The 20646-nt window shown below is 65.4% G+C and carries 17 protein-coding genes; 12 read left to right on the plus strand and 5 right to left on the minus strand.

Features of this window, described 5'->3' with window-relative positions:
- Positions 1-917: 917 nt before the first annotated feature.
- Positions 918-2537, minus strand: coding sequence for a hypothetical protein (locus tag MUN73_RS19280; protein WP_382182775.1), 1620 nt, complete (start codon positions 2535-2537; stop codon positions 918-920).
- A gap of 348 nt (positions 2538-2885) precedes the next feature.
- Here MUN73_RS19280 and MUN73_RS19285 point away from each other — a divergent pair, with 348 nt between their 5' ends.
- The 11 genes from MUN73_RS19285 (at position 2886) to MUN73_RS19335 (ending at position 15818) form a co-directional block, all read left to right on the plus strand.
- Positions 2886-3233, plus strand: a complete 348-nt coding sequence (locus MUN73_RS19285; RefSeq protein WP_250142143.1) for a DUF7344 domain-containing protein — start codon at positions 2886-2888, stop codon at positions 3231-3233.
- 188 nt (positions 3234-3421) lie between these two features.
- On the plus strand, positions 3422-4726 hold the full coding sequence (locus MUN73_RS19290) for a P-loop NTPase (protein ID WP_250142144.1): 1305 nt from the start codon (positions 3422-3424) through the stop codon (positions 4724-4726).
- A gap of 274 nt (positions 4727-5000) precedes the next feature.
- Positions 5001-8501: a molybdopterin-dependent oxidoreductase gene (locus MUN73_RS19295; RefSeq protein WP_250142145.1), complete on the plus strand. Its 3501-nt coding sequence runs from the start codon at positions 5001-5003 to the stop codon at positions 8499-8501.
- 14 nt (positions 8502-8515) lie between these two features.
- Positions 8516-9709, plus strand: coding sequence for a 4Fe-4S dicluster domain-containing protein (locus tag MUN73_RS19300; protein ID WP_250142146.1), 1194 nt, complete (start codon positions 8516-8518; stop codon positions 9707-9709).
- A 25-nt stretch (positions 9710-9734) separates the two neighbouring features.
- Positions 9735-10562 carry a TorD/DmsD family molecular chaperone gene (locus tag MUN73_RS19305; RefSeq protein ID WP_250142147.1) on the plus strand — a complete coding sequence of 276 codons (828 nt, stop codon included), beginning with the start codon at positions 9735-9737 and terminating at the stop codon, positions 10560-10562.
- Between the two features lie 162 nt (positions 10563-10724).
- Complete coding sequence (locus MUN73_RS19310; RefSeq protein ID WP_250142148.1) at positions 10725-11258, plus strand: molybdopterin-guanine dinucleotide biosynthesis protein B; 534 nt, start codon at positions 10725-10727, stop codon at positions 11256-11258.
- Positions 11259-11440: 182 nt separating this feature from the next.
- Positions 11441-12385 (plus strand): extracellular solute-binding protein, encoded by a 945-nt coding sequence (locus tag MUN73_RS19315; RefSeq protein WP_250142149.1) that lies wholly within the window; start codon positions 11441-11443, stop codon positions 12383-12385.
- Positions 12382-13269, plus strand: coding sequence for an ABC transporter permease (locus MUN73_RS19320; RefSeq protein ID WP_250142150.1), 888 nt, complete (start codon positions 12382-12384; stop codon positions 13267-13269). Before MUN73_RS19315 ends, MUN73_RS19320 begins: the two co-directional genes overlap by 4 nt.
- A gap of 133 nt (positions 13270-13402) precedes the next feature.
- On the plus strand, positions 13403-14071 hold the full coding sequence (locus MUN73_RS19325; RefSeq protein WP_250142151.1) for a helix-turn-helix domain-containing protein: 669 nt from the start codon (positions 13403-13405) through the stop codon (positions 14069-14071).
- Between the two features lie 180 nt (positions 14072-14251).
- Positions 14252-15019, plus strand: a complete 768-nt coding sequence (locus MUN73_RS19330) for an enoyl-CoA hydratase/isomerase family protein (protein ID WP_250142152.1) — start codon at positions 14252-14254, stop codon at positions 15017-15019.
- Positions 15020-15158: 139 nt separating this feature from the next.
- Positions 15159-15818, plus strand: a complete 660-nt coding sequence (locus MUN73_RS19335; RefSeq protein ID WP_250142153.1) for a hypothetical protein — start codon at positions 15159-15161, stop codon at positions 15816-15818.
- A gap of 204 nt (positions 15819-16022) precedes the next feature.
- Here MUN73_RS19335 and MUN73_RS19340 read toward each other — a convergent pair whose 3' ends face one another.
- The 4 genes from MUN73_RS19340 to pyrB all read right to left on the minus strand — a co-directional run bounded on the left by MUN73_RS19340 (position 16023) and on the right by pyrB (position 19800).
- A complete protein-coding gene (locus MUN73_RS19340) occupies positions 16023-17015 on the minus strand; it encodes a hypothetical protein (protein ID WP_250142154.1) in 993 nt (330 codons plus the stop codon).
- A 221-nt stretch (positions 17016-17236) separates the two neighbouring features.
- Positions 17237-18082 carry a hypothetical protein gene (locus tag MUN73_RS19345; RefSeq protein WP_250142155.1) on the minus strand — a complete coding sequence of 282 codons (846 nt, stop codon included), beginning with the start codon at positions 18080-18082 and terminating at the stop codon, positions 17237-17239.
- Between the two features lie 307 nt (positions 18083-18389).
- On the minus strand, positions 18390-18878 hold the full coding sequence (gene pyrI, locus MUN73_RS19350) for an aspartate carbamoyltransferase regulatory subunit (protein WP_250142156.1): 489 nt from the start codon (positions 18876-18878) through the stop codon (positions 18390-18392).
- The gene (gene pyrB, locus MUN73_RS19355; RefSeq protein ID WP_250142157.1) at positions 18871-19800 is read right to left on the minus strand and encodes an aspartate carbamoyltransferase; all 930 of its coding nucleotides are present in this window, start codon (positions 19798-19800) and stop codon (positions 18871-18873) included. Before pyrB ends, pyrI begins: the two co-directional genes overlap by 8 nt.
- 214 nt (positions 19801-20014) lie before the next feature.
- Between pyrB and MUN73_RS19360 the strand changes: the two genes are divergently transcribed.
- Positions 20015-20641 (plus strand): RAD55 family ATPase, encoded by a 627-nt coding sequence (locus MUN73_RS19360; RefSeq protein ID WP_250142158.1) that lies wholly within the window; start codon positions 20015-20017, stop codon positions 20639-20641.
- Positions 20642-20646: the final 5 nt, after the last annotated feature.

Below are 20646 nucleotides of genomic sequence, written 5' to 3' on the forward strand. Positions count from 1 at the left end.
TCCAATAGCAATGACCTCCGGCAGGATCAACCGGAATGCTATATTACTCCCAGTCCAAGACTGGGAGGGTCTGTTGGCGGTGAATGTTCGTACACACTCACACAGTTGGGTCCACACGTTCGATGACGCGATCGCAGACCGATCGGGCGTCACCGAACTGTCGAGGCTAACATCAGATCCCATCTGTACGGAAGACCGCAGGGGTGGGGTCCTCATCTTCTTCGGATTAATTGGTAGCCGCTGGCCACTATTTAAGGCCTCCGAAGTGGACCGTCAGAGATAGTGAGTACCAACCAAGACGGTAGTAGTCTCGAGAGCGAAAATACACGCGAGCTACCGTACGCTCGATCGACCCGACTGGTATGGCCCCGATTTGCCGCTTTCCTCCGGGAGGGGACATCTCGGCGTTGTTCACGTCGCTCGTAACCGTTTTGTCACTCGCGAGTTTGGTCGTTGCAAAAGCGGTCTAGATGCGATGTGAAGTAGACGACTCACAGCCCAGGAAGTGAGCAACCAGGACGAGCCGGAAGGTCTCGAAGAGGTTCACCTCGCGCCCGATCCGATGGCTGGCGATCGATACCGCGACAGCAGTCGACCGAAGCCGGATCGGTCCAGACAGTTGGTCTCGCGTGCGCCCGTCAGACGACATTTGCCGCGGGGATGACCGATACGGCCCCTGATAACGAACCGACAGCGGCCGACACACTCCAACGTGCTTTGGGTTCAGGATTATCTACCAGTAGCTGGTACGGAAAGATGGAGGGCGCACCCCTCACGATAGCTCCTGACCCCCACGAGGGGCTATCCATATCACTTCGTTCTGGCCACGTTCCGAGGGCTGGCAGTCGAGACAATCACGATCGAGAGCGATCGCACGACGAGGCCTCGCTCGTGATCAGCCGTCCCAGGTCGTTCCGTCACCGATCGTCGCGAACGCCCACGGGGAAGTCGTTGTTCGAGAGCGATACGGAGCCGGAGTCGCTGATGATGCGCAGGGAGTGGTCCCCCTCGGCGGTCCCGGCGTAACAGTTCTCGATCCGGACGCCGTCGGCGCCATTGACGACGATCGGGACGTGGGTCGTCTGGAAGTCGCTCTCCCTGAGGAGGTACGTCTCGCCGCGGAGTTCGATCCCGCGGCGTTTGTCGGGCCCCGGCTGATCGACGGAGAGCCCAGTGAACCGACACTCGTTTCGCTCGCAGTAGATCGCGTGGCGAAGCCGGGTACCGGGCGCGTCACCGGTGATCCGGACGTCGTCCAGTTCGACTGCGCCGGCGTCCTGGCCGAGAATGCGGACCGCGTTGGCACTCCCGTCGACCTCGATGTCGACGTTCTCGATGCGGGTCTGGCCTGCCTCGGGGCCGATCTTGATGCCGTTGTTCGGGGCGTTACCGACGGTGATCTCCGTGTTCGTGATCGCAGTGGCGTCGACGTCGTTCATGATCCTGATCGCGTCGCCGTTCGGCCGCGGAACGTCGACGGTGACGCCGTCGATCTCGAACCGATCGCCGCCGTCGAGTCGAACCGGGTGCTGGCCGTCCGAACCGTGTGGGTCCGCGTCGACGACGGCGACCGCGTCCGTGATCGTCCCGTGGCGACCGCTGAGTCGGATTGAGGCGGTGCCACTGTTCTGGTACCATCCTCCCTCGACGTCGACTCGGCCGGTCTCGCTCGAGACGTACAACCCGTTGTCGGGGAAGCCGCCCAGACTGCAGTTCTTGAAGGCGAGCGTCCCGCGGTGGTGCTGGTTGACGTTGATGCCGGTCGCGCCGCGCCACATGTTCCCCGCGTTGGGCGTCTCGTCGACGTGGACGGCGCCGCTGGTCGCGTGGAAGCGGGAAACAACGCCCTCCCCGTCCGGATCGGTGACGTTGAACAGTCCCGGCCCCCAGGTTCCGCTGTCGTGGATACCGCGGACGGTGACGTTCCGAACGGTGAGGCCGTCCTTGACTTCGGCACTGACGACGCGAATGCCCGTGTCGTCGGCGGTCTGGTCGACGTCGAAGTTCTCGAACCGGAGGTCACGTCCGGGGTTGTCGCTGGTTCCCAGCCGGAACAGCCGATACTGTGGGCCGTCGAACTCGTGGTAGGTCGCCGGCACCAGCGTCGCGTTCTCACCGACGAATCCGACGTTCTCGAACCCGGTGAGTCGCAACTGTTCGTCCATGTAGTATTCCCCCGCCGGGAACTCGAGGAGCGTGTCGTCGCCGACGTGCTCTCGCAACACGGAGGTGATGGACTCGGTCCCGGTGGGATCCGCGCCAGCCTCTACCACGTCGACGACAGTCTCGTACTGGTCGTCCGACGGTTCGTCGGCGTGGTCGTCGGAGTCTTCGTCGCGCTGGTCGTCGATCGCCTCGTCCTGTCGATCGTCGGTCTCCTCGTCGGGCTGTGGCGCGGGACACTGGTTGCCGGACTGATCGCCGCTCCCGTCTACGGTCCCGCTCCCGGCGATCGAAAGCGTTCCGAGTCCGACGAGACTGCCCGCCAGATACGATCGCCGCCCGATCCGCGACCCGTGTGAATCGTTCGAAGTCACGTCACCCCGTCGACAGTGCGGTGTCTTACGTATATCCGGGTTAATTCTGCTCGAAACAGTTGCACTGGGCCGGAGTGCTACGCGCAGTGTCAGGTTGCCACACAGTCGTCGGAGAGTCCACCGGTCGAAGCGGACAGTGTCCGACAGACCGTCGCCACGGGGCCTGCCGAAACGAACTGTCGGTCGGAATCGATCGGGCCGTGTTCACGATCACAGCAGTGACGGAAGCATCCGCTCGTCCGAACGACGGTCTCGTAGATAGTACAGAATCACGGACTTGTAGTAAAAATATTGGAAACATACGCGGCTGGGGGAGGCTCTTTTGTATTTCCGGAACGAGTTCGTTCCATGGTCGTCTGTACAGTTGCCGAAGTGGCTGTGGCCGTCGCCGCGTTGGTCGACGAGGTTGCCGTGTACGCGTTGCAATCGACCGGCGTCCTCGGTCATCCGGTTCGTCGCCGAGTAGTGTCCGTGCTGATCGAGCACGATATCCTGCGCCGAGAGGAGGTGGCAGAGATGTTGGCGGACGACGAAACGATTGCACAGTCCGACCCGGATCGGATCGAACTCATGCTCCACCACCAGCACCTGCCCCACCTCGACGAGGAACTGTTCGTCGAGTACGACCACCGCACCGGCGACGTCGTCCTCTGGAAGGACCCCGCCGTCGCGGCCGACCTGGTCGACTCCGCGTGACGACCCCCTGGAAGACGAGGCGCGTTCCTGGCTCGCCGGACCGTGACGCGGTAGCGGCGGCGCGAGGGCGACGTGCGACGCCAGCGGGTCCGCTCCGACCGATCGCTACCGATGGCACGGCTCGGCGGGGTTCCCAGGCCGTGGGAACGGCCGCCGGGTGAAATACGTGGGACGACGAACGGTCGCGTATGGCAGGCGAGACGCCCCAGACCGACGACGAGATCCGGCGGGCAGTCGTCGATCGGATCCGCGAGGTCCAGCTTCCGGGCGGTGACCCGATCAGCGAGCAGTTGATCGAGGACGTCGCCGTCGAGGACGGGATCGTCACCGTCACGGTCGACTTCGGGCCGGTCGATCGGGAGATGGCCGATCGAGTCACCGATCAGCTTCGAGGTGCAGGGTTCGCGACGGAGGGCGTCGTCCACGTCCGGATCGAGGCCGCCGGCTCGGACGCTCCCGAAACCGGGCTCCCCGTCTCCGGCGTCGAATCGATCGTCGCCGTCGGGAGCGCGAAAGGCGGCGTCGGCAAGACGACCGTCACCGCCGCCCTCGCGCGAGCGCTCGCGGAGCGGGGCCTCGACGTCGGCGTCTTCGACGCGAACGTGTACGCGCCGGATCTGCCGGACCTGCTCGCGGCCGAGGGGCCGGTCCAGTCCTCGCCGACGGGGAACCCGATGCCGGTCGACGCGGACGGCATTCAGGTCGTCAGCCTCGAGTTGATCGCCGACGACGGGCCGGTCGCCTGGCGGGGAGCGATGGTTCACGACGTCGTCACCGACCTGCTCGGGAACGCCGCCTGGGACGACCTGGACCTGTTGCTCGTCGACCTGCCGCCGGGGATCGGCGAGGCCGTCTACACGATCGTCCAGCAGGCACCGCTCGACGGCGGCCTGATGGTCAGTACGCCCACCGACGAAGGAGCGCGCGCGACCCGGCGAACCGAGGCGCTGTTCGACGCGCACGACGTCCCGACGATCGGCGTCGTTCCGAACATGGTCTCGGCCGAGTCCGACGACCCGAACCGAGCGCCGTACGACGACGACGGCCGATCCCTCGCGGACGAGGTGGCGGAGACAGTGTACGCGCCGATCGATCCCGTACCGTTCGATCCAGCGCTTCGCGAACCGACTGCGCGATCGTTCACCGAGCCGTCGACCCCTGGTGCGGTGGCGATCGATGCGCTTCGCGAGATCGTCGAATCGTTCCTCGACGAGGCGGGTGGGCCGGTGATTCCGGAGGACGCGATCGACCTCCGCGGTCTGCCGCCCGAGACCCGGCGACGGCAGGTCGTGGCCGAGTTCGGCCTGCCGGCGGTGGAGTCGGTGTCGATCGTGATGCGGGGCGATCCCGACGACCTCGTTTCGGTCGTCACCGAGCGGTTAGCGCGCGATGACCGGGCGATCGAACGGACGACGGTCGACGACCTCGGCTACGACGGCTGGCTCGTCGAACTCGAACCGACCCCGCGATCGGTGTCCGAACCGCCCGCGTAGGACGGGATCGATTTGAATCTCTCGTGTGCACGCGTGTGGCCGCGCAGTTCGGGGGTCGATCGACGGCGTAATTTGAAGGCCCGACATTCTGCGGAAAATCACCGAATCGTCCCCAGATAGCGGGAACGGAGCGCTCGTTAGTTACGGTGAGCGGACACAGCATCGATTGTGATGGTACAGGGACAACTCGCTTCTGAACGACGCTGTCCGTACTGGTGGGCGACGGAGTCGCTCTCCGAGCAGCATCCGCAACCAGCACGTTCGAGGTGGGACAATGAGTGACGAAGATGGACTCGATCTGACACGGCGCGAACTCGGCGCGGCGGCGGCGGGTATCGCTGGCGCGTCGGGACTGGGATACCTCGGGTACCATCGTCTCACTCGGGACGACGAGGACGGCGAAGACCCGATGAATCCACTCGAGGAGTATCCCAACGAGGAGTGGGACGAAAAGTACCGGGAAGTGTGGGATCGGGACGACTCCTACATCCTCACCTGCCAGCCGAACGACACGCACAACTGCTTGCTCGAGGCGTCGGTAAAGAACGGGCAAGTTACGCGTCTCGGGCCGAGCATGAAGTACGGCGAGGCGACCGACCTCGAGGGGAATCAGGCGTCCCAGCGGTGGGATCCGCGCGTCTGTAACAAGGGGCTGGCGATGATCGAGCGCTACTACGGCGAACGGCGCGTGAAGGCCCCGATGGTTCGTGAGGGCTTCATGCAGTGGGTCGAGGACGGCTTCCCGCGGGACGACGACGGCTCGATGCCCCAGGAGTACGCCAACCGTGGCGAGGACGACTGGATCGAGGTCGACCACGACGAGGCCTACGAGATCGCCGCGAAGACGATGGTCGAGACGGCGACCCACTACACCGGCGAGTCGGGCATGCAGTCCCTCCTCGATCAGGGCTACGACGAGCGAGTCGTCGAGCAGACCCAGGGTGCTGGAGTCCGATCGATGAAGTTCCGCGGCGGGATGCCGCTTCTCGGACTTATCAAACTGTTCGGCCAGTACCGCAACGCGAATTCGATGGCGTTGCTCGATCAGTACGTCCGGGACGTCGACGAGGACGACGCGCTGGGCGCGGTCGGCCTGGACAACTACTCGTTCCATACGGACCTGCCGCCGGGCCACCCGATGGTGACCGGCCAGCAGACGGTCGACTTCGATCTCGCGAACGTCGAGTACGCCGACCACATCGTGCTGGCCGGGATGAACTGGATCACGACGAAGATGGCCGACTGTCACTGGTTGACCGAAGCCCGGCTGAAGGGGACGAAGGTCACGGGGGTCTTCACCGATTACAACGCGACCGCCTCGAAATGCGACGAGGTGGTGGTCGTCAGGCCGGCGACCGACACCGCGCTGTTCCTCGGCGCCGCCCGGGTCCTCATCGAGGAGGAACTCTACGACGAGGCGTTCGTCCGTGGCTACACCGATATGCCGCTCCTCGTCCGGATGGACGACGGGACGTTACTCCGCGCGGGCGACGCGTTCGACGGATACGAGGACGCCGACCTCGAGCGAACCCGGATCGTTTCCGACGACTCCGAGCGGCCGGGCACCGGCGACGTCGACGTCGCCGATCAGGTGATCACCGAAGACCTTCGCCGCGAGTGGGGCGACTTCGTCGTCCGCAACGAGGAGACCGGCGAGTTCGAACCGGTCACCAGGGAGGATATCGGCGACGGCTTCGAGGTCCCCGCCGCGCTCGAAGGGAGCTTCGAGATCGAACTCGAAAACGGCGAGTCCGTCGAAGTCCGACCCGTTTTCGACCTGATCCGGCAGCATCTCGTCGACACGTGGGACCTCGAATCGACCGCCGAGGTGACGGGGACCGCTCCCGAAGCGATCGAGAACCTCGCGTACGACATGGCCGACGACCAGCAGACGCTGCTGGCCACCGGGATGGGGCCGAACCACTACACCAACCAGGACCAGAAGGACCGCGCCGCGTTCCTGCTCGCGTCGCTGACGAGCAACGTGGGCACCTTCGGCGGGAACATCGGCAGCTACGCGGGCAACTACCGGGCCGCGTACTTCAACGGCATCATGCAGTACGCGGCGGAGAGCCCGTTCGACATCGAACTCGATCCCGACGAGCACGCGACGATCGACAATCGATGGGAGGCCCAGTCGGCCCACTGGTACACGAACCTCGACAAGCCGCTGAAGGTCGAGGGCGAGTACTTCCAGGGCGATTCGCACATGCACACGCCCACGAAGTTCTTCTGGGTGTCGGGGTCGAACTCGATCCTCGGCAATGCGAAGGGATCGTACAAGATCATCCAGAAGATGCTCCGCAACGGGAAGATCGAGGCCTTCTTCACCAACGAGTGGTGGTGGACGATGACCTGCGAGTACGCGGACGTCGTCTTCCCCGCGGACTCGTGGGCCGAACACAACGTCCACGACGTGACCGCCAGCGTGACCAACCCCTTCCTGATGGTCATGCCGGAGACGGGGATCGATCGGATCTACAACACCCGAAACGACGCCCAGCACTACGCCGGCGTCGCGGAGAAGCTCGCCGAGATCACCGGCGACGATCGCTTCGTCGACTACTGGGCGTTCATCGACGAGGACGAGTACCGGGCGAAGCCGTACCTCCAGCGGATCATCGACAACTCGAACATGGTCAAAGGGTACGACGTCGAGGACCTGCTCGAAGACGCTCGCGAGGGGATCCCGGCGCTGATGATGTCCCGCACGTACCCGAAGTACGTCGGGGGTCGCCAGATCCAGGAGGACGAGCCCTGGTACACCAAGACCGGTCGAATGGAGTTCTTCCGCGAGGAACCGGAGTTCGCGAAGGCCGGAGAGAACCTCCCGTTGCACCGCGAACCGATGGATGCGACCCCCTACGAGCCCAACGTCATCGTCTCCGGCGACGAGCACCCGCTGATCGATCCCGAGACACCGGGCGATCGCGGCTGGGACGAGACGGCCACCGTCGAGGACTCGAACGATCGCCAGGCGCGGAACGTGATCCGCTCGCCGGAGGAACTGACGAAGACGACACACCCGCTTCGCGATCGAAACGAGGGGTACGACTACATCTACATGACCCCGAAGTACCGCCACGGCGCACACACGTATTCGAACGCGCTCCCGAACATCGCCGTCTGGTGGGGTCCCTTCGGAGACATGGACCGGCACGACCAGCGCAAGCCCTACTTCGGTGAGGGCTACATCGAGATGAACCCCGAGGACGCCCGCGAGGAGGGACTCGAGGACGGCGACTACGTCTTCGTCGACGCCGACCCGCAGGATCGGCCGTTCCCCGACTGGCAGGACAATCCCGACGACTACGAGGTCGCACGCGCGTTGATGCGCGTTCGCTACCAGCCGAGCCTCCCAACCGGCGTGACCCGCAGCTGGATGAATCTGAACCAGGCCTCACACAAGTCGATCGAGGGGCAGAAAGAACGCGACGACGGGATGGCCAAGGCTGAGGACACCGACTACGTGTCCCTGTACCGCGGCGGGGGCCACCAGAGCGCGACCAGTTCCTGGTTCCGGCCGACGATCCTGACCGATTCGATGCCCCGGAAGGATCTGCTCGGACAGAACATCGGCGAGGGGTTCGCACCGGACGTCCACTGTGCCAACGGCGCGCCCAAGGAAGCCTTCGTGAAAGTCGAGAAGGAGGGCGACGCCGGCGAGGACGGCGAGGGCAACTGGCGACCCGCGGAGAAAGGACTCCGACCCGGCTACGAAGACGATCGGATGGAACAGTACCTGAACGGCGGTTTCACGAGCGAGTCAGACTGACGAGGTGATCATCAATGGCAGACGTCTACAACTGGCAGATCGGCCGCGAGATGGAGTACCCCTACCCGGAAGCGCGTCCGGAGAAACAGTGGGGGGCAGTGTTCGATCTCAACAAGTGCATCGCGTGCCAGACGTGTACGCTCTCGTGTAAGACGACGTGGACCCACAACGAGGGCCAGGAGCACATGTTCTGGAACAACGTCGAGACCAAGCCCTACGGCTCGCACCCGATCGGCTGGGACGTCGAAATTCTGGAACGGCTCGGCGTCCACGAGTGGGGGTCCGACGGCGTCTACGAGGGCGACACGATCTTCGAAGCCCGCGACGTCGAGTGGGGGGAGATGGCAGTCAACGACGGCCCCGACGACAACCACGCGGAGGGGATCGAGGGCTACCGCCCCGACGACGAGGACTGGGCCTATCCGAACCTCGGCGAGGACGAACCCGCCGGGGAACGGATCGAGTCCGACACCCACATTCAGGAGGACCACCACCCGATGTGGTTCTTCTACCTCCCGCGCGTCTGTAACCACTGTACGTTCGCGGCCTGTGCCGGCGGCTGTCCCGTCCAGGCAATCTACAAGCGCCAGGAGGACGGCATCGTCCTGCTCGACGAGGATAGCTGTCAGTCCTTCCAGGAGTGCGTTCGGGCCTGTCCCTACGGGAAGTCCATCTACAACCCTGTCGAGATGAACTCCCAGAAGTGCGTCGGCTGCTACCCCAAGATCGAGCAGGGGAAAGTCCCCCAGTGCTTCGAGAACTGCCTGGGCAAGATCCGGATGCACGGCTGGGTCAACCGGCCCGAACAGGCGGATCCCTCGGCCCCGGTCGATTACCTCGTCCACGAGGCCGAGGTCGCGCTCCCGCTGTACCCACAGCTCGGTCTCGAGCCAAACGTCTACTACGTCCCGCCGATCAACGTCCCGACGGACTACCTGACGCAGATGTTCGGTCCGGGCGTCGAGCAGGCACAGGAGACCTATCGAAAGGCACGCCGCGGCGACGAGGAGTACCGCGAACTGCGCGGCCTGCTCCACCTGATGGGGTCGACCGAGTGGCGCATCGAGGAGTTCGACGTCACCGAAGAGGAGGCGATCGGCTACGACAAGGACGGGCGGACCGTCGCCCGCGTCCCGATGGAGGAACCGCAGTACGAACGCGACCGCTTCGACGACCAGCACGACGCCTACCGGCTGGACATCACGTAATCCCACCCACGTCGCGGACAGATCTATGTCACAACCAGCACATCACGTCCACCGCGCGCGACTGTACAAACTCGCATCGCTGGCGTTCGATCGGCCGACCGGCGATCTCCGAGAGGCGATGATCGCCGACGAGTTCGACGGTCAGTTGATCGAATCCGCCGCGATGTGTGGCGACGGAAACCTACGCGAACACGCCGAACGGGTCGCGGCCGAGAGCCCGGACGGGGCGGCGGAGATCGACGACCACTACTCGACGTACGCCGCGCTGTTCGGCTTCGAGCAGGGCGGCGAAATCAAGCAGTACGAGATCGAGTACAGGCCCGGAACGCTCGTGACGAGTACGGACACCCTCGCGGACATCGCGGGGTTCTACGGCGCGTTCGACCTCTCGCTCGAGGACGGCAACCGCGAGCGGGTCGACCACCTCTGCGTCGAACTCGAGTTCGTCTCTCATCTGGCACTGCAGACGGCCTACCTCGAGGAGAGCGGCGACGAGACGGGCGTCGACGTCGTCACGAACGCCCAGGCGGACTTTCTCGAAGACCACCTCGGACGATGGCTCCCCCAGTTCCGCGATACCGTTCAGGCGGAGTCGGACGCGCCGTTCTACCACGCGCTCGCGGACCTGGTGGTGGCGCTCGTCGAAGCGGACGCCGACTGGTTCGACGTCGAACCGACCGTCTTCGAGGAGACTCCGCCATCGCCACTCGAGGGCGTTACCGAGCCCGGTGACGAGTCCGACTTCCGATGTGGAACCTGCGGAACGACGCCGTCGTCGACCGACCGGCAACAGCCAGGGACCGAGCAGTTCCCGATAGGAGATCGGGACGGGCCGGACCGCCGGCCACGGTGATCCGCTTCGCCTCGCGTGTCCGTTCCGATCGCCGATCGATCGGGGATTCGAACAGTCGAGTCGGAGGCACGAGACCCGGAACGCACCGGCCGACGCGGGCGAGGGTCGTCTCGCCCGTTCGATCGAGTCTTGTGTCCGCCTCACGAACTGCCGAATCAGTATATGACTCACAGGTCGTCGCTACGGGTCGTCTGTCTCGCCGGGCCGAGCGACTCCGGGAAGACCACGCTCGTCGAGGAACTCGTCCCGCGACTCGCCGCGGACGATCGCGTCGCGACCGTGAAATCGATCCACCACGACGTCGAGATCGACACGCCCGGCACGGACACGTACCGGCATCGGACCGCCGGTGCCGAAACCGTCGTCGGTATCACCCCCGGATCGACGTTCGAAGTCAGTACCCGCGGGAAACGGGATCCGCCCGCAACGCCGGACGGGACCGGCGTGTTCGAGAGCGACGGCCCCGAACTGCAGGCGCTCGCGAGCACCCTCGAGCGCCTCGCCCACCGCGGGTACGACGTCGTCCTCGTCGAGGGCTTCACGACGGCACCGCTGCCGACGATCGTCGTCGGCGATCGCGATCCATCCGAAATCGGCGGCGCCGTCGTGGGACGTGGAACGGACGATCTCGTGACGCTGATCCGAACGATCCGGAACCTCGACCCGATCGATCCGTCCTCGGATCGGAGCGGCTAGTCGGCATCGGTCGGCGGCGACGTCCGCAACCGAGCGATCGGTCGAAACGGAATTCCGTTACGGCGAGGACACGAACTCGAGACGGGGCGACAAATCCGGAGTGGGGTAACCATTCGTGGTTATCTTCCTGGAATGCAGGAATCGAAAGTAGTTATATTTGTGTGCTCGTTCGAACTGCGAGTATGAGCAGGGGTGCCGGCCCGACGACCCGTTACGACCGTCGGTCCGTACTGGCCACCGTCGGAAGCGCGGCAGTGGGGCTCGTCGGCGGCTGTCTCGGGAGCGACGACGATCGCGTCCGGGTGCTCGCCGCAGGGAGCCTCGCGGTCGTCCTCGAAGAACACGTGGGACCGGCCTTCCAGGCAGAGGCCGGGATCCGGTACGCGGGCGAGTACCACGGCTCGAACGCCCTCATGCGGATGATAGAGGAACGGACCAAACATCCCGACGTCGTGATCAGTGCGGACGTCGACCTCCTCCGGGAGCGCCTCTATCCCGATCACGCCGACTGGGACGTCGAGTTCGCGACCAACGCCGTCGGTATCGCCTACGATCCGTCGGCCGACGTCGGTGGCCGACTGGCCGACGGGGAGCCGTGGTACGAGGTGCTCGCGGACGCGGGGCCGGGCGAGGTCGCGATCAGCGACCCGGACCTGGACCCGCTGGGGTACCGCGCCGTGTTGCTCTTCGAACTGGCCGAACGCGAGCACGGTCTCGAGGGGTTCCGCGAGACGATGGTCGATCGAGCCTATCGCGAACCGAACGAATCCGCGTTGCTCGCCGGCATCGAGGCCGGCGATCGGGCCTGTGCAGTCTGCTACCGGAACATGGCCAGCGACCACGGCGTGCCGTTTCTCGGGTTACCGGACGCGTACAACTTCGCCAATCCGGCGTACGCCGATCGATACGAACGGGTGACCTACACGACTGCGGACGGCTACACCGTATCCGGGTCGCCGGTCGTCTATAACGCGACGGTCCGGACCGGTGCAGACGAGGCGGACGCAGGTCGGTCGTTCGTGACGTTTCTGCTCGATCGGCCCGAATTGCTCGCCGAACACGGGCTCCGGGTCCCGGACGCGCTCCCGCGATGGAACGGCGATCCGCCGGAGGGACTCGACGGATGAGCCGCCAGACACCGTCCGGCGACGGTTCCGGATCCGGCACGTCGCGCGTCCGCGAGGCTCCCAGCGCCGAGCGCGATCGCCGGAGCCGCCTCGGGGCCGCGATCGATCGCGTCACGAGCCCCCGCGCCGTGCCAGTACTGCTCGGGACGGTCCTGCTCGCGTACTTCGTGGTCCCGTTCGTCGCCTTCTTCGGCCAGGTGGGATCGGTCGACGTCGTCGCGGGGCTGTCCGAACCGGCGACCCGGCAGGCGATCAGGACCTCGCTCGTGACCGCGCCGATCGCGACGGCCATCGCGACGGTCTTCGGCGTCCCGCTCGCCTACGTCCTCTCGCGGGGCTCTTTCCGGGGCAAACGGCTCGTCGAAGCCGCCGTCCTGCTGCCGCTCGTGGTCCCGCCGATCGTCGGCGGGGTCATGTTGCTGACCGTTCTCGGTCGGTACACGCCGATCGGGGCCGCGGCCGCCGCGCTCGGGATACCCCTGACCGGGAGTCGGGCGGGCGTGATCCTCGCCCAGACGTTCGTCGCCGCACCGTTTCTCGTGGTCACCGCGCGGGCCGGCTTCGACGGCGTCGACGAACGACTCGAGGAGGCGGCCCGGACGCTGGGCTACGGTCCGATCGAGACGGTGTGGCACGTCTCGCTCCCGCTCGCCCGGAACGCTATCGCCGCCGGAATCGTCCTGACGTTCGTCCGCGCCCTCGGGGAGTTCGGGGCGACGATGATGGTCGCGTACAACCCGCGGACGATGCCGACGCGGATCGAGGTGGTGCGGATCTCGAAGGGACTGGACGCGATCGTCCCGATCGCGCTGGCGTTGCTCGCGATCGCGGTGGTCGTCGTCGGTCTCGTCCAGTTCCGCCTCGGTGCGCCCAGGCGGTGGTGAGGCCGTGAGCTCCTCGTTCTGTCGTCCCTCGACCGTCAAAATAGGTAATCGGTCGTGAAAGTTCCGTTCAGCCGTACTAATCCTTTTGGAATCGGGGTTATTGCGTTCCCTGTCCAACCCGTGTACGAGACACATGACCTCAATCGCTGACATCGAGATTCCGGCCGACGGAACGGGCATGGGAGAGTTGTTCGAGACCATCCCATCGCTCACGTGCGAGATGGAACGTGTAATCGCGTCGAAGGGCCACGGCCTGTGGCTCGCCGGCGCATCGCAGTCGGAGATCGAGGACGGCCTCGACGAGGCGTCCGCGATCGGCGACTTCGGGCTGATCAGCGAGGACGAGGATCGCTGGCTCTACGACATCGAGTTCGATCCCGAGACGCTCGACGTCTTCGAGGTCGTCCTCGAAGAGGGCGGCACAGTGCTGAGCGCCTCGGCCTCGAGCGGGACCTGGCTGCTGAGCATCCGCTTTACCGACCGAGAGAGCGTGAGTTCGCTCTACGATCGACTCGTCGATCAGGACGTCACGCCGACGATCGTGCGCCTGTTCGACATGACCGAGGAGAGCCACTCCCAGTGTGGACTCACCACCCGCCAGTACGAGACGCTGGTCGCGGCGATCGACCACGGCTACTTCGAGATCCCGCGCGAGGTCTCGATGCAGGAACTCTCGGAGGAACTCGACATCTCCCACCAGGCCCTCTCGGAGCGGCTCCGCCGGGCCTACCGGGCGCTCGTGACCTCCGAACTCAACGTCTCCGAGGAAGAAACGACAGCACCACCGATCCCGTCGAACTGATGGGCGCCCCGACCGTCACACGGAATCACGTGTATACGAGCGGTCCGTCGTAATTCGCTATTTTGTCCGATCGTCGCCCCTCGACAGTCGCATCACCCCCGTACTGGACGGCCCGCTCACCCGCGGCCGGATCTGTCCCGAAAGACCACCATTATTACCGGTGCTCCCCACGCTCGTGACATGAACGTCGACAGCGACGACGGAGTGCTTCGGATTACGTTCGATCGCCCGGGCGTCCTCAACGCGCTCACGACCGAGACGGCGGCGACGCTCGCCGACACGATCGAGGACGCCTCGCCCGAGGAGTACCACGCGATCGTCGTGACCGGCGAGGGCGACGCGTTCAGCGCCGGCGGCGACATCGAGGCGATGGCGGAGGAACCCGCCCCGCCCATGGAGTCGTACGACGAGGTCACCGAGACCTTCGGCCGCGTGGTCGAGGCCATGCTCGAGTGCCCGGTCCCGATCGTCGCGAAGGTAAACGGCGACGCCGTCGGCGCCGGACTGGCGATCGTCGCCCTCTCGGATATCGCCTACGCCGCCGCGGACGCCACCTTCTCCTGTGCGTTCGTTCGCGTCGGCCTCATCCCGGACACCGGCGGGACCTTCATGCTCCCCCACATCGTCGGCCTCCGGGCCGCGAAGAAACTCGCGTTCACCGGCGAATTCTTCGACGCCGATCGGGCGGCCGACCTCGACCTGATCAACGAGTCAGTCCCGGCCGACGAACTCGACGAGCGGGTCGCCGACACCGTCGATCGACTCGGCCGTCGTCCCACGGACGTCATCGGGCTGATGAAACAGGCGATGCACGAGAACATGGCTCGTCACTGGGACGAAGCGCTCGATTACGAGAACCTCTTGCAGGTCCAGGCGCGCAGTTCCGACTCCCACGAGGAGGGCGTCAGCGCCTTCCTCGAAGGCCGAGATCCGGAGTTCAACGAGTGAGAGCGCCGAGATAAGTAGCGTAAGTCCCCGTTGAAAGACGATCGCACTGGCTAATGGCCGGTTACAGTGGCGACGGCTCCCGCCGCAGGCCACCGCAAGCACCACCATCTTGCACCTGTCTGGACACCGTCATACTGCAATGTCCCCACAGTTTACCGACGACGACATCGGCAAGACCGTCGTCAACGAACACGGCGAGGACGTCGGCATCGTCGCCGACGTCGAACACGGCACGGCCCACGTCGAACCGGACCCGGGCATCACCGACACGATCAAGGCGAAACTCGGCTGGGGCGGGACCGACGACGACACGTACCCGCTCCAGGAGGAGGCGGTCGCATCCGTCACGCGCGACGAGGTGCGCCTCGAGAGCGACATGGCCGGTACTGGCAGTTCTGACACCGGTATGACCGGCGACACCGGTACTACCGGAGCCGGATCGACAGGCGTCGCCGGCACGGACACCGGAACGGGTCGCGATCGAGGAACTGACACCGATCGTGACGACGATCTGATCGGTGACGACGATAACAGCACGATGCGCGACGACGATGATGGTCTGATCGGCGATGACGATGACAGCATGATGCGCGACGACAACGATCGCGACATGATCGGCGGCGAGGACCCGGGAGAACCGCGCGGACGCGATCGAGGGTCGGACGACGACGAACTGATCGGCGACGACGATGACGATCTCATCGGCGACGACGACGATGACGGCATAATGAGCGACGACGACGACCTGATCGGTGACGACGACGATGACGACCTCGTCGGCGATGACGACAGGCACTAATATCGACACCGGTTCCTCGAGCGCCGCTCGCCAACTCGTCGGATTGCCCGCTGAGACCGCCTTTTTCGACTCCGCCGCGATCGACTCCTGACCGGCGGGGCGACAGGCGGGTTCGCGACCCGGGACTCCGTAACGGCCGTCCTCGGACGCGACGAGAAGAGGCTCCGATCGTCCGTGCGTCTCGTTCCGTCGTGACGCACGTGCTTATCGTTCGTCCAGCGGCTCCTGATCGGTGCCTTCCCGGGGTCGATCGGCCCGGGCCAAGACGTCCCCGGCACTCGGTTCGTCGCGTTCGCGATCCGGTTCCGATTCGGGCCGTCGTTCGGCAGTCCGTCCACCGCTTTCCTGCGGGCCCCGTGCGATCGGCCGGTGGCGCCGTTCCTGGGCGCGCTCACGCCGATCGGTGTCGATCCGCTGTGAGGGCCGGTCGCGCGGACTGCCTCGATCCGACGGAGACCGTGACGACTCTCGGCGCCGAGTCGACTGTCCGGACTCGTAGCCCCGGTCGTACTGTTCCTGGTATCGTCCTTCCGGCGGAACGTCGGTTCCTCGCTGATCCCCTTCGTGCGGCCGAGACTGAGTCTGGGTCGGCGACTCCGTCGGCTGTGGCTGCGGTTCAGGGTGACCGCCTGTCGCTGTCTGCTGGGGCGGATGCCGACCGGCGGACTCCCCGCCGTACGACGTTCCCTGTGGGATCCACTCGCCGGTTTGTGGATACTGGTTCGCCGGTGGCTGAGTGCTGCCACCCATATCCTGACGCGGTCGGCGTTGCGGTTCCGGCTGCTGACCGCCGGAATGCTGTCGGTCCGGCCGGCCGGTCGGCTGCTGACCGCCCATCTGGCCACTTGGTTGCGGTTGCCCCATCCGCCGGCCCTGCCCCGATCCCGGCTGGGTCGCGGCGGACACGCCCGTCTCGATCGCCCGTTCCATCTCCGGCACGACCGCCTCGAGACCCTGAAGGTAGCTCTCCATCGTCGACTCCGTGAACCGCTGTCCCGGGAGCCCCTGCAGCATCGACGCCGTCAGTTCGACGCCCTGTCGCTGGGCCGTCTCCTGCCACTTCATCGCACTCAGCGCCATCCGCGCCACGTTGCGCTGGAGATCGATCGCCTGCTCCATGGCCTCCTGCCCTTGTGTCATCGTCGTCTGCTGAATCTGTGCGGTCGGATCGGACTGTGATTGCTGGTAGTCTCTCATCGGTCTCACTCGAGGAGGCGGCTCCTCGCTCGTCACGGTCGGCGCGAGAAAGAACAATAAAGGCCTCCGTCGGTTCCAGCGGCAAGCACGAATCCAGCCGGTGAAACGACCCGATCGATCGGCCCGACGCGGGTGCGACGGAAGCGACGCGTCGCTCCCGGAAATCTGACGCGCAATCGCGGTATACCGGGACGTAACCGGCGCTTGGGAACCGGTCTGAATCAGGTATCGGAGCCGGATTCGGGCTCGCCGTGGGTTACGCCCTCACGTTCCTCCGCCTGCCGCCGTCGAAGCGCCGCCCGCGCGTTGCTCGCGTCGTAGCCGAAGAAGACGTCCGTCCCGTACGCCTCGGCGACCTCGGTGGCGTGGATCAGGTTGTCCACGTCGACGTCGACCGCGTAGAGTTCGACGTCGAACGGCGTCTCGAGCGCGCTCTCGAACCCTCGCGCGATCGTCTCCAGCCAGTAGGTCGTCTCGTAGGCCATGTCGTAGAGGGGAACGACGAACTCGTCGACGTACTCCTCGAGCGCCGCGAGGTCGATGCCGGCGCGCTCGTAGAGGTGGCCGGGGTAGGGGTCCGGATAGAGCGTCATGTACACCGTTCCGGGGATGCGATCGGCCGCGTCTGCGACGAACTCGGTGATGACGCTCGCGCGCCACTCGAACCGATCGTCGTACTCGCTGTTCTCGAAGGACTGTTCACAGACGCCACAGCGACAGTACTCCGCCCGCGGGAACCCGATGTCGTCGAGGCGGACGTCCTCGTTCGCCGCGACGCAGTCGTCGATGATCTCGAACAGTCCCTCGCGGTAGTCCTCGCGGGACGGGCAGATGTACGCCCAGTCGAAGTACTGCCGATCGCGCGTGGCCGGCCGGCCCATGTCGTCGACCGCGACGAGCGACGGGTCGGCGTCCGCGGCGGCGTTGTCGCCGAAACAGGAGACCATGTTCACGCCGTTCTCGATCGGGTCTGCGGACCGGCCGGTGACGTCTTTGACCTCGTAGAACCCGCGATCGAACTCCGGCCACAGTACTTCTTCCGCGTTCCGCGTGACGACGCCGTACATACCGTGGCGGTACGGCGCCGCGCGGGAAAGCCGTTCGGAATCGAACGGTTCCTGGTGGTTCGCTGTCCGGAGATGTACCGCAGTGCGCTGGCGAACCCCCACTACACCTCCTCGACGGTACCCTATTCAACCGGGTTGTACTCGACGTCGACCTCTGAGGAGCCGCCGGCGACGACTTTGTAGAGGACGGCGATGACGAACAGGGCGATCAGGATCTTGAATGTCCGGGACATGTGCACGTAGATAGTTGGGCGGCGAACACTTAGAGATTCTGGATACTCCCTCGCGGACGAACGCGCCTGACCGGTCAGGTATCGATCAGCGACGCGATATCCTCCCGGACGATCGTCTCGCAGTAGGTACACCTGACGCCGTCGTCGAGCACCTCGAACCGGGAGGTAACCGGTTCGCCGGCGGTGGTGATACAGCCCGGGTTCGGACAGGAGAGGACGCCAGTGACGACGTCCGGCCGTTCGACGCGATGTTTCTCGATCACCTCGTAGTCGCGGACGATGTTGATCGTCGCGTCCGGCGCGATCAACGAGAGGACGTCGACCTCGTCCTGGCTCAACTCCCGCCCCTCGACCTTGACGATGTCCTTGCGCGCGAGTCGATCGGAGGGGACGTTCATCCCGACCGACACCTCCTCGCCCTCGCTCCCGTCGATGCCGAGGATCGCGAGGACGTTCAGGGCCTGGCCACCTCGGACGTGATCGATGACGGTCCCGTTGCGGATCTTGCTGACCCGAAGTTCGTGGTCGTCGGCGTCGTCGTGGTGGTCGTGGTCGTCACTCATCGCCATCACCCCCCTCGCGCAACAGGAGATCGAGCAGCGCCATCCGGACCGGGACGCCGTTGTGCGCCTGCTCGAAGTAGGCCGCGTGGTCGGTCTCGTCGACTTCCGGAGCGATCTCGTCGACGCGAGGAAGCGGGTGCATCACCGTCAGGTCGTCGCTCGCGGCCTCGAGCGTGTCCACGTCGATCTGATACTCGCCGGCCACCTGCTGGTACTCGTTCTCGTCGGGGAACCGCTCGCGCTGGATCCGGGTGACGTAGAGCACGTCCAGCGACGGGAGCACCTCGTCGATCGCCTCGTGTTCGCGGACCTGGGCGCCCTCCTGCTGATGGAGGTCGTAGACGACTTCCCGGGGAAGTTGCAGGCTCTCCGGGCTGATGAAGTGCTGGCGCGCGTCGAAGTTCGACAGCGCGTACGCGAGCGAGTGGACGGTTCGTCCGTACTTCAGGTCGCCCATGATGCCGATCGTCAGGTCGTCCAGTCCCGCGTTCTCCCGGATCGTGTACAGATCCAGCATCGTCTGGGTCGGGTGGTGACCGGCCCCGTCGCCGGCGTTGAGCAAGGGGACGTCGACGAACTCGCTGGCCATCGCCGGCGCACCCTGCTTGGGGTGGCGCAGGACGAGCGCGTCGGTGTACCCCTCGATGACCCGCACCGTGTCGGCGAGCGTTTCCCCCTTCTTGACGCTCGAGGACTCCACCGAACCCATGTCGACCACGTCGCCGCCGAGGCGTTTCATCGCGGTCTCGAAGCTCATCTTCGTCCGCGTGCTGGGCTCGAAAAAGAGCAACCCGAGCAGTTTGTCCGCGTGGCGGTCGGCGACGGCCGACGGATCGGCGTCGATCTCGGCCGCGTAGTCGAGGACCCGCTCGATGTCCGCCCGCGAGAGTTGTTTGCTCGTGATGAGGTGATCGTGGCGCATTCGTTCGTGTACGCTCCTGCCGCCCCCTTCAATCTCTCCATTCACGATCGGCGCCCGTGGATTTATAAGTGAAGGCGGGCCAAATCACCGGTAGACGGCGAACGGAGGACGAACGGGTTCGGATCGTCGACCGGTCCGGAGCGCCGTCGGCGGGTTGACAACCGAACACAAGGCAAAGAGTTATACAGACACTACAGCAATTGGTCACAATCGTATGGTGGGTCGGCTGGAAACGGGAATCGACGTGCTGGATCGGAAGCTCGACGGGGGTCTCCCACCGGGCTGCATCGTCGCCTACACTGCCAACGCGGACAGCCAGTCGGAGCTGCTCCTCTACGAGCTGACCGCCGCCCGCGGCACACTGTATCTCACGACCGAGCGGTCGGACGACGCCGTCCGGCACGCTATCGAGACCTCGCCGTCGGAGGTCGGCAGTCCGACGGTCAGACACGTCACCAGCGACTCGCCGCTCGAGGAGGCGACGCGACTCATCAGCGCGCTCCCGGACGGCGCGAACCTCATCATCGACACGATGGACGTGCTCGAACGAACCGACACCGACGAGTACGTCGCCTTTCTCAACGATCTCAAAACCCAGATGCTCGAGACCAACAGCATCGCGGTGTTACACTGCCTGAAAGGCGACGCCGAGCCCGACAACCGGGCACGGACCCACCACGCCGCCGACGCCGTCTTCGACCTGCGGACCGAAATCTCCGGCACCGAACTCGAGAACCACCTCACGGTTCCCAAGTTCCGCGGCGGCGATCAGCCGGTCGAGGCGATCAAACTCGAACTGGTCGAGGAAGTGGCGATCGACACGAGCCGCGACATCGCGTGACCCGC

Origin of the sequence: Halosolutus amylolyticus (assembly GCF_023566055.1) — an archaeon.
In the GTDB taxonomy this organism is placed as follows: Archaea; Halobacteriota; Halobacteria; order Halobacteriales; family Natrialbaceae; genus Halosolutus; species Halosolutus amylolyticus.